The organism is Synechococcus sp. R5-12 (genome assembly GCF_047502655.1).
GTDB lineage: Bacteria > Cyanobacteriota > Cyanobacteriia > Thermostichales > Thermostichaceae > Thermostichus.
Genome location: NZ_JANSIM010000175.1, coordinates 1 through 14,806 on the forward strand (window position 1 = coordinate 1; position 14,806 = coordinate 14,806).

The window sequence follows — 14,806 nt, forward strand, 5'->3', positions numbered from 1 at the left end:
TCAGTATAGTTGAGCTTATTATTGACTAGAGTCATGCTCTTCCTCGGTGAGGGTGCGGATAACCTTAGCCGGGATCCCCGCCGCCAAAGAGCGAGGTGGCACAGACCGGGTGACCACCGCTCCAGCTCCCACCATGCTGCCTGCCCCGATGGTGACCCCGTTCAAGATAATGGCCCCAATCCCGATCAGACATCCCCCCTCGATGTGGGCACTGTGGATGACCGCTCGATGGCCTATGGTCACTTCCTCGCCAACCAGGGTCGGCTGTCCGGGATCCCCGTGCAGGATGGCTCCATCTTGGATGTTGCTGCGGCGGCCAATGACAATGGGCGAGAGATCCCCCCGCAAGATGGCCCCGTACCAGATGCTCACCGCTTCCGCAAGTTGGACATCGCCGATCAGTGTGGCATTGGCGGCAATAAAGGCTGCCTCATCTACTCCCGTCGGCTGCCGATCCAGCCCAATTGGCCAGGTGTCCTGTTTTTCTCGTTGCATTTAGAGTCGAGGCCGTTCATGTCAGTTGGGCTTGACGTTGAGAGAGTAGAGGGGATTCAGACGGTTGCAAGGGGCGAATGGCAAAGAAAGTTTCGTAGATGCAATCGCCAACGTGGTTCATTTGTAGCTGCAATTTGTCGAGAAACTCATGTAAGCCCTGCTCCATAATGTCGTCGATGGTCAGGTAGTCCAGCTCAGAACGCAGGCGGCCCAAAGCTCGCTCGCTGGGATCCCGCCAAGTATCGGCTGGGGTGCCGGTGATCTGGTGCAGGGATCGATCCGCATGAATAAGACAAAACTGAATGGAGCGGGGAAATTGCCGATCCAAAATCAGGAAAGAGGCCACCTCCCTGGGATTGATGCGGTGCTGGCGGCTGTATTTCCGGTACATTTCATAAGCACTGGCCGACTTCAGCAAAGCAATCCACTGCAACTCATCCAAAGCCGTGCCCACATACTGCAGAGAGGGCAGCAAAATAAAATACTTAACATCCAAAATGCGCGCCGTTTTGTCCGCCCGCTCCAAAAGACGGCCAATCTGTCCAAAATGCCATCCTTCCCCATGGGTCATGGTGGCATCCATCACCCCGGCGAATAGGTGGCTGGCCAGCTTCACTTCCGTGAAAAAATCATGGAGCTGACTCAGGTGGGGGCCTTGCTGAGCCGCTTCTTTGACCATCAAATAAAAGCGGTTGACCCGCTCCCACATTTCTGAAGAAATGACCTCCCGCACAGAGCGGGCATTTTCCCGCGCCAGCCGCAAACAGGAAAGGATGGAGTTGGGGTAATCCCTATCAAAAGCCAGGAACTGGATGACCGTTTCTTGGGTCGCCTGGCCATAGCGTTGGTAAAACAGCTCCTGATCCCCAGTGGTGTAGACAATGGGATCCCACTGCTGAGCGGTGCCGCTGGGCGAGTCGAGAATCAGGTTTAGGTTGACATCGATAAAGCGGGCGATGTTCTCGGCGCGCTCCACGTAGCGGTTGAGCCAGTAGATGGAATCGGCCACGCGACTCAGCATGCTGTTACCTCCTCTGGAGTGTCTTGTCTCTGCGCTCCGTTCAAACCCAGCAGGCGGAGCAGCCGCCGCAGCTTCACCAGCAGCACCCCCGTTAGGCCAGTCAGGATCCATCCTATCCAGTCGGCTGCAGTACCCAGATAGCGCACCTGCACGCGATGATCCCCCGGCGGGATCCGCACCTGCAACAGCCCCACTCCGCTGTGCTCAGCAGACGTGAGGCGACCATCCACCTGTACCCGCCAAGCAGGGTAGTAAAAAGTGCGCAGGACTACCCATTGATCCTGATCGGTGGGGTTAACGGCCCGAAAACGACGGTAGCCATAGCGCCACTGCTCCACTTCCAACAGTGGCTCCAGATCGCTTTGTTCTCGTCCAAAGTTCACCATGTCGCCTTGCCACCGCAGCAGCGGATCCACCTCTGGGGGCGGCATGGGCAGGGTTGCTTGGCGAGGTCGGTACTCCGGCACATCCACCAGCGCCAGCCCATCGGGAAAGATCCAGTGCCAGTGAAGAAAAGCGATGCCCGGTCGCTCCTGGGGCTCATTGGGAAATGGCTTGGCTGCAGACAGCTCTTGAAAAGTTTGGATGGTCTGGAGGTCAAACCAGGCTCTGGACAAGACCTGCCAGCCCTGCCAGCTTTGTATCCCCATTGCCAGACCTATCCCCACAATCAAGAGGATCCTCCAGCCCTTTTGTCCCCACCCCCAGGCGGCCAGGGATCCCAAAAGCCAGGGCACCGTTACTGATGTCACCGCCATCCAGCGCCAAGAAAACTGAATGCGGCGCAGGGGCAAAACCCACTCGTAGAGCCAACCCAGCAAATCCGTCATCATCAGCAGGGCCACCAAGCTGGCCCCCAAGCTGTAGAGCAGGATGGCTTTGGCCAGGGGAGCAGAGGATCCCAAGGCATCAAAGGACTCCGTCTCGTTAGCGCGAACGGAATGGATCGGGGTCATCCCCCTTGTCCTGCGGGCCAGCCATTCCCAGAAAACCAGGATCCCAGCACCCAAGACAACGGCCACCATCCAGATCCAGTACCCCACCAGGCCGCTTTCAAACCAGTGCTGCGTCAGTTGCGGCTGGAGCCGGGTCAGCCCACTCACCATCAAACGATGTTGGGGCATGTACTCTTCGACAAAATTCACCAACTCCACCTGGATGAGGCGCTGATCCCAAAAGGCTGGCAGCAGATAAAACGCCGTCCACCCCAGCCCCAGCCCAAACCCCAAGTAGCAGCGCCCCACCCTGGGCCAGAGGGGATCCCAGCGGCCCAGCACCCAAGGCAGAGGCAGCCAAGTTAGCGTAAAGACCAGCAAAGTGGGCAAGTGAGATAGGGCCAACAGGCCGTAGCTAATGGCTAAGGCCACAATCGGCCAAAGGGACTGGGGCCGGCAGATCACCTGGACTGAGGCCCAGAAAATCCAGGGAGAGACAGCAATGGCCCACACTTCCCCCATTGCCCCCCGTTGGTAAATATCCACCAGCCAATAGGGGCCGGCCATACCCGCCAGAGCCAAAACCAGAGCCCAAGCCCAGGGGATGAGTTGCCGGAGAAGGGCATACAGCCCTGCGCCAAAGACTGCCATCGCCAAGCCCATGCTGGCCACCAGGGATCCGGGCATATCCAGCTCCAGCAGGCGAAACGGCAGAGGGGCCACCATGCACAGAGGGGGGTAAAAGGCAAAGGTAGGATTGCCGTAGCCGAAGTTGGAATACTCCAGCCAGCGGGGGTAAAACTGCCCGCCGAAAAACTGTCGTTGATACTGAAAGGCCCAACTGAGGTTGAAGTGAGTGGAGTGAGTCATGGGATAGCCCTGGCGCAGCATGGGCCAGAGCAGCACCACGACTCCCACTAGCAACCCTATCCCAACACCCCTCTCCGGTTGGCACAACGCTTTTAGCATTTCTCGGCGTTATCCCGATCCTCTGCCTCGAAAGGCCCAGACTTCCCCCCATACTTGCGCAGCAGCCGGATGTGTTCGATCACCATCGTCTTCTCCAAGGCCTTGGCCATGTCGTATAGGGTGAGGGCAGCCACGGAAACAGCCGTCAGAGCCTCCATCTCCACCCCTGTTTGGGCGTTGGTTTTCACTGTAGCGGTGATCAGAAAGCCGGGCAGATGGGGATCCGGATTCAGATCCACGGTGACGCTGCTCAAGGGGAGAGGATGACACAGCGGGATCAGATCGGCGGTGCGCTTGGCAGCCATGATCCCGGCCAGGCGGGCCGTTTCCACCACATTCCCTTTGGGCCCTTGACCGGCCAAGATGGTCTGCAAAGTCGTTTCTGACATGCGTACCTGTCCTTGGGCAGTGGCCAAGCGGGCAACCATGGGCTTGTGTCCCACTTCCACCATTTGTGCTCGGCCAGAGGCGTCCAGGTGGGTGAGGGCTTGCCCAACGAAGGACTCTGTCCTGCTGGCGCGACTAGAACTCGAATCCGATGGCACCCCGGCCTCCCACAATCCTTGAGAGCTGAAGAGTTGGCTTAGGCTCCGATGAGGTCGGCAAATCGGCAACCAGACCCGCAGGGACTTGACAACTAGTAGCGAATCCAGGCATAGGCGGCATCAGAGAGCACCGGCACCTCGGCGTAGTGGCCGCGAATGTTTTGCACCCAGGCGTAGACGGTGATGGCAATCACCCCCAAGAGAGCCGTGGTGGCCAAAATGCTGACCATCGCCGCCAGACCAAGGCTGCCAAAGAGCATGCCGAACACCTGCATCAGCACCTGCACCAAGAACAAGGCAATGTTGAGCAAGAGCGCCTGGATGGTGTTGAAGCGAACAAAATGGGCTACGCGGGTGTTGCGGATCACCAGGAACAGCAGAGCCAAAAACACCCCCATTCCCAGCCAGCCCGTGGCCAGGGGCACCAGACGAAATAGGGGCGCAAAAATGGGGATCAGCCCTGGCAAAGATTGAAACAACCCAGAGGGCAAAAAGCCCAAGGGCAGAGCCGATACCAAAGGCAAAAGGTAGGGAAGGGATCCCCACAGCCGATTGATGGGAGTGATGTCGCCGCGCCAGGTCATAATCCGTCGATCCCTATTAGGTGCAGTGGTCATTGAAGTGAAGTTTGCTTGTCGGTGCGCTTCCAGGATCCTCACCAGCTAAAGATTCAGAGAGAGAAAGCAACACCCAAGCCTTGGGCCTATTGTAGTCGATGGATTTGGGTGGCTCAACGCGCTTGGCCGCAAGCTGGCTTCTGCTTTCCAGTGAGCAGAAAAACTGGAGGCCAAAACGTTCAGAGTGAGCGCTCCGATGCATCTGGGCTGGTATAATCAACGGCAAATTCTGGCTGCATAGCGGTTTTTCAGGTTCTCTACATTTTTCAGCTTCCACCATGAAGATTTCATCGTCTCCCGCTGCTCGCATCGTCGGAGCTTTTGTCTGGCAAGTTTGGTCTGGGCTGATGGGTTTTCTCAACGACCGTCTGTTGCCGGAGCGCTATCACATTCGGCCCGAAGCTTTGCCGGAGTGGATTGCCCAGGTGTGGGCAGGCTATCTGCGCTATCGGGAAGCCTCTCGTCCGGGGGCGATCCAGTTTCGCGGCTTGACGGTGGATCCCAGCCGAGATCTGCGCTCAGCTCACTTCGGATCCCGTCCGCTCCGCTACCGCGGCTGCCCCATGGAGACGGTTGCCCGACCTGGGGATCCTTCTCCTACCGCCCAACCCATCCCTGAAAAGGCTTTTGTGCCCCCCTACTGGAAACTCCTCAATACGCTGCGCTTGAAGTTGAGCCTGGCCGATATTGATCGCTACCCCGTCACTCCGGCCCTGCAGCGGGTTTACCGCGGTCAAGAGTTCTGACAGCGCTCTGCTCCTTAGCGGCAATGGGGTGTTGATGCCGGGGATCCCTGCAGTGGGTGGGGATCCCCTTTTGGATTTTGTTCGCGACAGCGGGACGGAGTCTCCGGATTGGACTTGTAGGTTTGGGTGCGGGTGGTTTCTCCTGAGGGGAAAGCTGAGAAAGACTGCAAAAAAACTTAAGGTCACTTTCCCGCTGTGGGATAGTGGATAAAGAAGAACATGGTGCTCCGCACCGCCAACGCAATGAGCCTTGTTATGTCCAAAAGCGGCGTGCTCCTACTGAACTTGGGGGGGCCAGAGACCCAGGCCGATGTGCAGCCCTTTCTTTACAATCTGTTCGCCGATCCCGAGCTGATCCGGCTGCCGTTTCCCTTCTTGCAGCGGGCCTTCGCCTGGGCCATCTCCACGCTGCGGGCCGAAAAATCCCGCCGCAACTACGCGGCCATTGGGGGGGGATCCCCCTTGCGGCGCATTACTGCTGAGCAAGCGCGAGAACTGCAGGCCCACCTGGTGGCTGAGGGCTGCTATGACGTGCCGGTGTATGTTGCCATGCGCTACTGGCATCCGTTGATCGAGTCGGTGGTGCAGCAGATCAAGTCGGATGGGATCACCCGCTTGGTGGTGCTGCCGCTCTACCCGCAGTATTCCATCAGCACGACGGGATCCAGCTTTAAGCTGCTGGATCGGCTCTGGGCTGAAGATCCGGAGCTGGCATGCATCGAGCGCTGCCAGATCTGCTCCTGGTACGATCAGCCCCAGTATGTGCAGGCGATGGCCAGAGCAATTCGGGAACAGTTGGATGGATTTGCCGAGCCCGAAGGGGTGCATGTGCTGTTCAGCGCCCACGGCATTCCCGAAAGCTATGTCACCGAGGCCGGGGATCCCTACCAACAGGAAATGGAAGCCTGCGTGCGGCTGATCTGGCAGCAGGTGGGACGCCCCAATGACCACACCCTCTCCTATCAAAGCCGGGTGGGTTCGGTGCGGTGGCTCCAGCCTTACACCGAACGGGTCATCCCGGAGTTGGGATCCCGAGGTGTGAAGCAGTTGCTGGTGGTGCCGATTAGCTTTGTGTCGGAGCACATCGAGACCCTGCAGGAGATTGACATCGAGTATCGGGAGCTGGCCCATCGAGCTGGGATTGCCGATTTTCGCCGTGTGCCTGCCTTAAATACCGACCCTCTGTTCATTGCTGGCTTGGCGGCGCTGGTGCGGACTCATCTGCTCACTCCGGGCTTGGCAGCTCCTGCCTTTGTCCCTGCTGCTGTGGGCAGCTCGCTGCTGGAGCGGTAGGGAAGAACGCCAGGCATTTCATTATTGCTCTGCTCATTGTTGCTCTGCAACGCTGACGCGACCAGACGAGGACGCTGACTTCATACCCCCAGAAGCGTTCTCCTACCACCCCAGGTGTCTCATCTTCATGGAGTTTTGACTGGGAATGACCCTAAGCCCGAGCGAAGCCTTGCTGACGAAGTGGCTGCTGACCTATTTTTACCAACGGCTGCCTTTCCCCCAAGAGTGGCTGCCGCAGGAAAGCTATTGGGTAGGGGGATCCCTGCGGGATGCTTACCTGGCTTGGCTGCAGGGCCGTGCTGCTGGGGATCCCGCTCGCGACGGTGGGATGGAGTCCTCAGCGTCGGTGGATTTGGACCTGATGTGCGCTGTGGATCCCGTGGGCTGGGCAGCGGCAGTGGCACGGCGGTTGGGGGCGGGCTTTGTGGTGTTGGATCCCGAACGGCAGATTGCCCGCATTGTGTTGGCAAAGTTAACCGTGGACGTGGGGCTGCAGGCGGGATCCACCCCTGAGGAGGATCTGAGGCAGCGGGACTTCACCTGCAATGCCCTGGCCTTGGATCTGCAACGGGAGCAACTGCTGGATCCCACGGGCGGACAAGCCGATATTCGCCAGAGCCGGATGCGCATGGTACACCCCGACAACCTCAGTGCTGATCCGGTGCGGCTGTTGCGGGGTTATCGACAGGCGGCTCAGCTGGGGTTTGGGCTGGATCCAGCTACGCAAGAGGCGATCCGGGAGCGGGCTCCCCTTTTGGCGAATGTGGCGGCAGAACGGGTGCGGGCAGAGATAGTGGCCCTGTTGGAGGCAGGGATCCCCGGGCTGGCTCACCTACAGGCGGCGGTGGCGGCGGGGTTGCTGCAGGCTTGGCTGCCCCACCTGAAACCGGAAAGTCCGGGCTTCCCTCAAGCTCAGGCGGTGTGGGAGTGGGCCGAACGCTGGCGACCGCTGTATCCCCGCACGCTGGCAGAGCTGGCCCAGCCCTTGACATCCTCACGCGAAGGGCGCGGCAGGCTGTTGGCAGTGGTGCTGGCGGCCTTGTTGTGGGATCCAGCGGGAACTGAGGACTCTGTCTTGCTGACGCGAACGGCAGAAAGGGTGGAAACCGAGCTGGAGCGGCTGCGCTTCAGCCGAGCGGAAATGCGGGCCATCCAAAAGCTACACCATCTTCTGCCTCAGCTTCAGCTTCTCCTGACGGACTCCCCCACCCCTGCGCAACAGTGGCGGCTTTATCAACAGGCGGGATCCCTGTTCGGTGGCCTGGCGCTGTTGGCGGTGGCTACGGGCGGCGACCCTCAAAAGCTGGAGTCTTGGCTCAAACGCTACGAAGACCCCCAGGATCCCCTGGCCCATCTGGTGCCCCTGCTGGATGGCCGCGATCTGCTGCACAGCTTGGGGGCCAAACCCGGCCCCTGGGTAGGCCAGTTGCTGCAAGACCTCCAGGAGGCGCAGGCTTGGGGGCAGATTCAAACTCGTGCCGAGGCGCTCTCTTTTGCCCGCCGGTGGCGTGGCCAGCAAAAAGACTAGCCGAAGCGATAGCCGAAGCCGCGCACCGTCACCAAATACTCTGGGTTGCTGGGATCCAGCTCCAATTTTTCCCGCAGCCAGCGGATATGTACATCGACGGTCTTGCTGTCGCCCATGAAGTCGGATCCCCAGATGCGCTCCAGAAGCTGTTCCCGCGTCCAAACGCGGCGGGGATTGGACATAAACAGCTCCAACAGGCGAAATTCCTTGGGGGAAAAACTCACCTCAACGCCCCGCACCAACACGCGGCACTCCTGGGTAAACATACACAGATCCCCGTAGCGGAGCACCGTGGCATCGCTGGCTTGGGCCAGTTGTTGCCGACGCAACACCGAACGACAGCGGGCGATCAGCTCCCGCATGCCGAAGGGCTTGGTCAGATAATCGTCGGCCCCCAGTTCCAAGCCCACCACCCGGTCGGTTTCGCTACTTTTGGCCGTCAACATCAAGATGGGAATCGTGTTGCCCTCCCTGCGCAGCAGCCTGCACAGATCCAGACCGTTCAAGCTGGGCAACATCAAATCCAAGACCATCAAATCCAGCCGCTCAACCGTATGCACCATCTCAAGGGCTTGCCGACCATCGGCGGCCTGTAAAACTTGATATCCCTGCTCTTCTAAAGCTAGGGCAACCGTTTCCCGAATGGCATCCTCGTCCTCCACCACCAGCAGGGTCTCCAGATGGGGAGCAGCTTCCTTGGCTTGAGGAAGTGGACCGGTCATGGAGAGGGTTGCTTCCATACAGAACTCCGTCGCGCCTGCACGCAAGTGCTCCGCACCGCCGTCACGAACGCGGAAGCGTCACGTAGCGATAACAGCCTCACAGGGTGAGAAGGGCAAGTGCCGCCACCGTCAACAGCAGCCCCCCGATAGGATATCAAACTTCCAGGGCCGGCCAATGTAAAGGGAACAGGGGTGGACTGATTGCCCAAGGTCTTGAGACGGCGAATGGAACCGAAAGGATTCCAAAAACCTGCAATTCAGGATGATTTAAGATCTCTAATGTGGAGCCGCCCCTACCCACGCCTCATGGTGCTCTGCACCCCTCCCGCGAACGGCAACTCACGCTTTAAGGACTCCGTCCCGCTGTCGCGATTGGCCGGAAACCGGTTATGTCTGCTTCCCCTTCTGCACTCTGGGCCACTGGCGGAGCCATTCTGCGGCTGTTGCGCTGGCACAAGCCGGCAGGGCGATTGATTTTGATGATCCCGGCGCTGTGGGGAGCTTTTTTGGCCGGACGGGGAACGCCCCCTTGGCCGTTGGTCGGGATCATCATTTCGGGCAGCCTGGCTGCCAGTGGGGCAGGCTGTGTCATCAACGATCTTTGGGATCGAGATTTGGATCCGCTGGTGGAGCGCACCCGCCATCGCCCGTTGGCCAGCCGGGAGTTGACCGTTGGCGTCGGGATCCTGATGGCGGTGGTGAGTTTGGCCTGTGCGGCAGGGCTGGCGCTGTTTCTCAACCCGGTTAGCTTTGCCCTCTGTGTGGCGGCGGTGCCGGTGATCCTGCTCTATCCGGGGGCCAAGCGGGTGTTTCCGGTGCCGCAGTTGGTGCTGGCTCTGGCGTGGGGATTTGCCGTGCTCATCAGTTGGACGGCGGTGAGCGGCCAAGATGCCAACACACCCCTGTGGGAAGAGGGGCTGGGCTGGCTGTGGCTGGCCACGGTGTTGTGGACACTGGGATTTGATACCGTCTATGCTCTTGCGGATCGGGAGGACGATGAGCGGGCCGGGATCCATTCCAGCGCCCGTTTTTTCGGGCAGCGGACGCCGACGGCGGTAGGGCTATTTTTTTTGGGCACTGCCATCGCGCTGTTGGGGGTAGGCCTCAGCCTACGGTTGCATGGAGTTTATTTTGTCAGCTTGGCCATCGTCACTGTCCTCTGGGGCCGGCAAACCTGGCAGCTCCACCAAAGGAATGCCTCTCCCACCTTGTACCTGGCCATCTTCGGCCAAAATGTGGTGCAAGGGTTTATTCTGCTGGCGGGGATGATCGGCGGGTCCCTGCTGGCCTGAGGGATCCCCTGGCCTCTCGCATGGCCAGATGCCTCTCTGAAGAACGCCTTGCCCCTCAGCCGACGCTGGGGCTGCCTCTTTGGGAAGGGATCCCGACAAATCTCCGGACTGGCAGGGATCGGCCCAGGGCCATGGGCAAACGGTAGAATGGGTCGATAATTAAAGGAAATTAAAGAATCCTAGCCTCCGATGGCCCCACTGAGCAGCGGTGAGCCTCCCTATGACATTCTTATTCTCTCAAACGGCCCTGGAGAGCTGACCACCTGGGTGCGTCCGGTGGTGATGGAATTGCGCCAGCAACTGCCTCAGGCACGCCTTTCTCTGGTACTTTCCCCCTGCCCCCATGCTTCCGGGCAGGAGATGAAGATAGCCCAAGCGTTCATCGATGTGGATCGGGTGCAGGATCCCGATTTTTTTCTGGCTTTTTTGCTTACCGGCCAAACCGAAGAAGCCTGGGATTGGGCCAAGCGAGGGGTGGTGCTGTTCCTGGGGGGAGATCAGTTTTTTGCCGTCTGGATTGCTCGCCGCTTGCGCTATCGGCTGGTGGTCTATGCTGAGCATCAACCCCGTTGGCGGCCTTGGGTACATGCTTTCGCCGTGCGAACCGAGGCCATCAAACGCCGCTACGATGGCGGACGGCTGCTGGGCCACCCTTGGGCCCACAAAATGCACGTTGTCGGGGATTTGATGGCGGATGGCGTAGCCAGCGCTGTCTATTTGCCGGGGGTGCCCCTTTCCGGCTGGCTTGGCAGCAGATCTCCTGCCGCTGCCTCCAAACCCACGGCAGGCTTTTCTTCCCCAACCCAAGCCTTTGGCCTGCTCCAAGATGCATCTCCCAGCTCCATCGGCGAGGGGGAGCCTGTAAGAACTGCGCCAGAGAGAGTGGGGAACCGCTTCACCGATCGCGTAAGCGGGCCGGAGGCCTTTGAAGAATTGCTACCGCGCGGCTGGCAGCGTCTGAGCGATGAGAACCGCACCCACTATCAGGTGGGGCTGCTCCCAGGCTCCAAGCCAGCCAAGCTCTCCTTGGGGGTGCCATTGGTGTTGGCTGTGGCCGATGAGCTGCGACAGATGCTGCCGAATGTCCGCTTTGTGATCCCGGTGGCCCCAGGACAAACCCCCCAGTCGTTGGCAGCCTATGCCCATCCCAAGCTCAATCCCGATATGGCTTTGATCTATGGCACCTCAGCCATTCTGGAGCAGACCAATCTGGGATCCCAGTTTGTTACCCCCTTTGGCAGCACGGTGCAATTGTGGACAAGCTTCCCTGCCTATTCTGTGCTGGCCAACTGTGATCTCTGTCTGACCACCATTGGCGCCAACACCGCCGAGCTGGCCTATTTGGGGGTGCCGATGGTTGTGGTGATCCCTACCAACAAGCTGGAGGCAATGCGCGCCTGGGATGGGATCCTCGGCCTGTTGACCCACCTTCCGGGCTTGGGCACTTGGCTGGCCCGCGTCTTCAATAGGATTGCTCTGCGTTGGCTGGGCCACTTGGCTTGGCCGAACATCTGGGCGGGGCGAGAGGTGGTGCCAGAGTTGCGGGGCCATTTGCGCCCGGTGGCCGTGGCCGCACAAATGCGAGTTCTGTTGGAAGATCCCCAGCGCCGTCAGCAAATGCAGACAGAGTTGCAGCGGCTGGGGGGCAAGCCGGGAGCCGCGCAAGCCATTGGAGAACTGGTGGCTCAACAGTTGGGTAAAGGCTAGGGCAGAAGGCAATTTGCTTGAGCTCGACCCAGTGGAGAGTTGCGCGAGGAGCTCCCTTGGCGCGATTGGAGATCTCTCCTTGCTGCCGGCAAAAAGTGCTAAAAGGGGAGTGGAGGTTCCTAAACGGAGACCATTCATGCTGACGGAGGCCGAGCAGTCGGCGGTGGAAAGCCCCAAAACGGGGGAGGGCAATTCTCTCCCTGCTGGCAAGCCGGAGCCAAAACTGGGGTTCTGGCAGCAATTTTGGGAGGATGTTGATTGTGTCTTCGATCGGGATCCGGCAGCACGCAATCGCTGGGAGGTCATCTTCACTTATCCCGGTGTGCATGCTCTGTTTTTGCACCGCATCGCCCACTGGCTGTGGAAACGGCGCTGGTTTTTCCTAGCGCGGCTGCTCAGCTTCTTGGCTCGTTCTTTCACATTGATTGAAATCCACCCGGCAGCCAAGATTGGGCGGCGCTTTTTCATTGACCACGGCTGTGGGGTGGTGATCGGTGAGACGGCAGAAATTGGCGATGATGTTACCCTCTACCACGGGGTCACGCTGGGGGGTACTTCCTGGAGCAAGGGCAAACGTCATCCCACCCTGGAAAACGGGGTGATTGTTGGCACAGGGGCAAAGATTCTGGGGCCGGTTCGCATTGGGGAAAAAGCTCGTATCGGAGCCAACGCGGTCGTGATTCAGGATGTAGCTCCCGGCATGACGGTGGTTGGGATCCCAGGCCGTGCGGTCATCCCGCCCCATCAGCGCCGCATCCCCGCCCATGGCATTGACCTGGATCACCATCTCATGCCTGACCCAGTGGGACGGGCTATCGAACAGTTGCTGCACCGTATCCAAGATCTGGAAGCCCAGGTGGCCCGCCTTAACCGGGAGCGGGAACAGGTCCGGCAGGATCAGGTGAGAGGCGAAGCAGAATATTCCTGATCCGTCCTGCTGATGCGAACGATCTGAAGATTTGTCTGAACCAGGTGGCTGGACAAGAGGGTCCAGCTTTCGGGGTATGCTGTGAGAGCGCTGGGCTGGGTATCCCGGCCAGCTTTTTCCTCTGGGCCCTTCTCTACTGGATAACGCCTCCAATGCCCCTTGCTACTGCGCAACGCTGTCGCGAACAGGATTCTGTACCGTTGGCTTTGTTGAGTGTATCCGACAAAACCGGACTGATCCCGCTGGCCCAGTCCCTCGTGCAAGAGCATGGCTTTCAACTGCTCAGCAGTGGGGGAACCGCCAAGGCGCTCTCAGAAGCTGGGATCCCGGTCACCCCTGTCTCTGCCCACACTGGCGCGCCGGAAATCTTGGGGGGAAGGGTGAAGACGCTGCACCCTCGCATCCACGGCGGCATTTTGGCCCGCCTGGAATGCAGCGAAGACCGGGCAGACCTAGAGGCGCTGGGGATCCCTCCCATCCAACTGGTGGTGGTCAACTTCTACCCTTTTGAACAGACAGTGGCCCAGGCAGGAGTGTCTCTGGAGGAAGCTTTTGAGCAGATCGATATCGGCGGGCCCACTTTGGCGCGGGCGGCAGCCAAAAATTATCCCTACGTTACGGTGCTGACGGATCCCAGCCAGTACCCCCAGTATTTGCAACTGCTCTCCGGGGCCTATGGGGAAACAGAGCGGCTGGCGTTTCGCTTCCAGTGTGCTCGTCGGGCCTTTGAGCAGGTGCTGGCCTACGACCGCGCCATCGTCACCTACCTGGCTCGCCTGGAGCTAGCAGGTCCCTCCCAGTCCTCCGCAGCTGCCGCTGAAGACAGGTTTCAACTGCAAGGGATCCTGTGGCAACGCCTGCGCTACGGGGAAAATCCCCATCAAGCTGCCACTTGGTATGTGACGGATCCGGCTGCCCCCGGCTGGCACCGGGCTAAGCAGTTGCAGGGGAAGGAGCTGAGCTACAACAACCTGCTGGATCTGGAGGCGGCCCGTGCCCTGGCGGCAGAGTTAACCTTGTTACTCCGCAATGCTGATGCGACGCGGCCCACTGACGGGAAGGGCTCTGTGTCTTCTGGCTCTGCTCGGAGGGAGTTCTTGCAACCTGAACAAGCGGTGGCGGTGGTGGTTAAGCACAACAACCCCTGCGGGGTGGCCATTCGCCCATCGCCGGCTGCCGCCCTCGAGGCTGCCCTGGCTGCTGATCCAGTTTCGGCCTTTGGGGGCATCGTCGCCCTCAACCAACCCTTGGACGCAGAGACCGCCCGACGGCTGGTGGAGCCTTTTTTGGAGTGTGTGGTGGCTCCCGATTGCACTCCAGAAGCAGCTGAGCTACTGTCAGTCAAAAAGAACTTGCGGGTCTTGATCTTGCCGGACTTGTGCGTGGGGCCTGCACAGACAATCCGCACCATAGCCGGGGGCTTTCTGGTGCAGGATGCCGACTCACCTGTTGTGCCGCAACGCTGTCGCGATCAGGGACTGACGCAAACCGACAGCCCCCCCTCTTGGCAAGTGGTCACCCAACGCCAGCCCACCCCCGCAGAATGGGCAGATCTGGAGTTTGCCTGGATAGTCTGCAAACATGTGAAATCCAACGCCATTGTCGTCGCCAAGCAGAGGCAGACGCTCGGCGTCGGAGCCGGACAAATGAATCGGGTGGGAGCAGCGGAGATCGCTCTCCAGCAGGCGGGATCCCAAGCAGCAGGAGCTGTTTTGGCCAGCGATGGCTTCTTCCCCTTTGCCGACAGTGTGGAGATGGCTGCCCGAGCAGGGATCCGCGCCATCATCCAGCCGGGGGGGAGCATCCGCGATGCCGATTCCATTGCTGCTGCCAACGCTGCCGGTATTGCCATGGTTTGCACCGGCATACGTCACTTTCTGCACTGAGCCCGCCTTTCTGCTCAAGAGAGAAATCTTCCCAAGAGAGACAAAGAGCATGACTCTAGTCAATAATAAGCTCAACTATTCAGTACGGATTACTACCAGTTGATCTTTCTGTTTACTTTCGA

General features: G+C 59.6%; 13 protein-coding genes. 7 read left to right on the forward strand and 6 right to left on the reverse strand.

The genetic code is table 11. The annotated features are described in order from the left end of the window. Positions 1–18: 18 nt before the first annotated feature. The 5 genes from NW843_RS09850 to NW843_RS09870 form a co-directional block, all read right to left on the reverse strand. Complete coding sequence (locus NW843_RS09850) at positions 19–495, reverse strand: gamma carbonic anhydrase family protein (protein ID WP_414522828.1); 477 nt, start codon at positions 493–495, stop codon at positions 19–21. A gap of 16 nt (positions 496–511) precedes the next feature. Beyond that, positions 512–1,516, reverse strand: a complete 1,005-nt coding sequence (locus NW843_RS09855; protein WP_414522829.1) for an alpha-E domain-containing protein — start codon at positions 1,514–1,516, stop codon at positions 512–514. Continuing rightward, positions 1,510–3,369 carry a hypothetical protein gene (locus tag NW843_RS09860; protein ID WP_414522836.1) on the reverse strand — a complete coding sequence of 620 codons (1,860 nt, stop codon included), beginning with the start codon at positions 3,367–3,369 and terminating at the stop codon, positions 1,510–1,512. The genes NW843_RS09855 and NW843_RS09860 overlap by 7 nt, the downstream gene beginning before the upstream one ends. A gap of 44 nt (positions 3,370–3,413) precedes the next feature. Beyond that, complete coding sequence (moaC, locus tag NW843_RS09865) at positions 3,414–3,965, reverse strand: cyclic pyranopterin monophosphate synthase MoaC (protein ID WP_414522830.1); 552 nt, start codon at positions 3,963–3,965, stop codon at positions 3,414–3,416. A gap of 92 nt (positions 3,966–4,057) precedes the next feature. Next, positions 4,058–4,549, reverse strand: a complete 492-nt coding sequence (locus NW843_RS09870) for a Tic20 family protein (RefSeq protein WP_011434398.1) — start codon at positions 4,547–4,549, stop codon at positions 4,058–4,060. Between the two features lie 311 nt (positions 4,550–4,860). Here NW843_RS09870 and NW843_RS09875 point away from each other — a divergent pair, with 311 nt between their 5' ends. The 3 genes from NW843_RS09875 to NW843_RS09885 all read left to right on the forward strand — a co-directional run bounded on the left by NW843_RS09875 (position 4,861) and on the right by NW843_RS09885 (position 8,149). Beyond that, positions 4,861–5,328 carry a hypothetical protein gene (locus NW843_RS09875; RefSeq protein WP_414522831.1) on the forward strand — a complete coding sequence of 156 codons (468 nt, stop codon included), beginning with the start codon at positions 4,861–4,863 and terminating at the stop codon, positions 5,326–5,328. 255 nt (positions 5,329–5,583) lie between these two features. Further along, the gene (gene hemH, locus NW843_RS09880; RefSeq protein ID WP_414522837.1) at positions 5,584–6,621 is read left to right on the forward strand and encodes a ferrochelatase; all 1,038 of its coding nucleotides are present in this window, start codon (positions 5,584–5,586) and stop codon (positions 6,619–6,621) included. A 145-nt stretch (positions 6,622–6,766) separates the two neighbouring features. After that, a complete protein-coding gene (locus NW843_RS09885; protein ID WP_414522832.1) occupies positions 6,767–8,149 on the forward strand; it encodes a CCA tRNA nucleotidyltransferase in 1,383 nt (460 codons plus the stop codon). Here the strand turns inward: NW843_RS09885 and NW843_RS09890 are convergent. Beyond that, positions 8,146–8,889, reverse strand: coding sequence for a response regulator (locus NW843_RS09890; RefSeq protein ID WP_414387986.1), 744 nt, complete (start codon positions 8,887–8,889; stop codon positions 8,146–8,148). The two genes, NW843_RS09885 and NW843_RS09890, sit on opposite strands and share 4 nt — an antisense overlap. Positions 8,890–9,260: 371 nt before the next feature. On the opposite strand from NW843_RS09890, the gene NW843_RS09895 reads away from it, so the two are divergent. The 4 genes from NW843_RS09895 (at position 9,261) to purH (ending at position 14,684) form a co-directional block, all read left to right on the forward strand. Next, a complete protein-coding gene (locus NW843_RS09895; protein ID WP_414522833.1) occupies positions 9,261–10,163 on the forward strand; it encodes a 4-hydroxybenzoate solanesyltransferase in 903 nt (300 codons plus the stop codon). A 189-nt stretch (positions 10,164–10,352) separates the two neighbouring features. Further along, complete coding sequence (locus NW843_RS09900) at positions 10,353–11,870, forward strand: hypothetical protein (protein WP_414522834.1); 1,518 nt, start codon at positions 10,353–10,355, stop codon at positions 11,868–11,870. Positions 11,871–12,006: 136 nt separating this feature from the next. Beyond that, positions 12,007–12,798 carry a serine O-acetyltransferase gene (cysE, locus tag NW843_RS09905; protein WP_414343630.1) on the forward strand — a complete coding sequence of 264 codons (792 nt, stop codon included), beginning with the start codon at positions 12,007–12,009 and terminating at the stop codon, positions 12,796–12,798. A gap of 152 nt (positions 12,799–12,950) precedes the next feature. Further along, positions 12,951–14,684 carry a bifunctional phosphoribosylaminoimidazolecarboxamide formyltransferase/IMP cyclohydrolase gene (gene purH / locus NW843_RS09910; protein ID WP_414522835.1) on the forward strand — a complete coding sequence of 578 codons (1,734 nt, stop codon included), beginning with the start codon at positions 12,951–12,953 and terminating at the stop codon, positions 14,682–14,684. The last annotated feature ends 122 nt before the right edge of the window (positions 14,685–14,806 follow it).

Coding starts and splice junctions, on each gene's coding strand:
- NW843_RS09850 (WP_414522828.1), bottom strand. CDS start 495: ATGCAACGAGAAAAACAGGACACCTGGCCAATTGGGCTGGATCGGCAG.
- NW843_RS09855 (WP_414522829.1), bottom strand. CDS start 1,516: ATGCTGAGTCGCGTGGCCGATTCCATCTACTGGCTCAACCGCTACGTG.
- NW843_RS09870 (WP_011434398.1), bottom strand. CDS start 4,549: ATGACCTGGCGCGGCGACATCACTCCCATCAATCGGCTGTGGGGATCC.
- NW843_RS09875 (WP_414522831.1), top strand. CDS start 4,861: ATGAAGATTTCATCGTCTCCCGCTGCTCGCATCGTCGGAGCTTTTGTC.
- hemH (WP_414522837.1), top strand. CDS start 5,584: ATGTCCAAAAGCGGCGTGCTCCTACTGAACTTGGGGGGGCCAGAGACC.
- NW843_RS09885 (WP_414522832.1), top strand. CDS start 6,767: ATGACCCTAAGCCCGAGCGAAGCCTTGCTGACGAAGTGGCTGCTGACC.
- NW843_RS09890 (WP_414387986.1), bottom strand. CDS start 8,889: ATGGAAGCAACCCTCTCCATGACCGGTCCACTTCCTCAAGCCAAGGAA.
- NW843_RS09895 (WP_414522833.1), top strand. CDS start 9,261: ATGTCTGCTTCCCCTTCTGCACTCTGGGCCACTGGCGGAGCCATTCTG.
- NW843_RS09900 (WP_414522834.1), top strand. CDS start 10,353: ATGGCCCCACTGAGCAGCGGTGAGCCTCCCTATGACATTCTTATTCTC.
- cysE (WP_414343630.1), top strand. CDS start 12,007: ATGCTGACGGAGGCCGAGCAGTCGGCGGTGGAAAGCCCCAAAACGGGG.
- purH (WP_414522835.1), top strand. CDS start 12,951: ATGCCCCTTGCTACTGCGCAACGCTGTCGCGAACAGGATTCTGTACCG.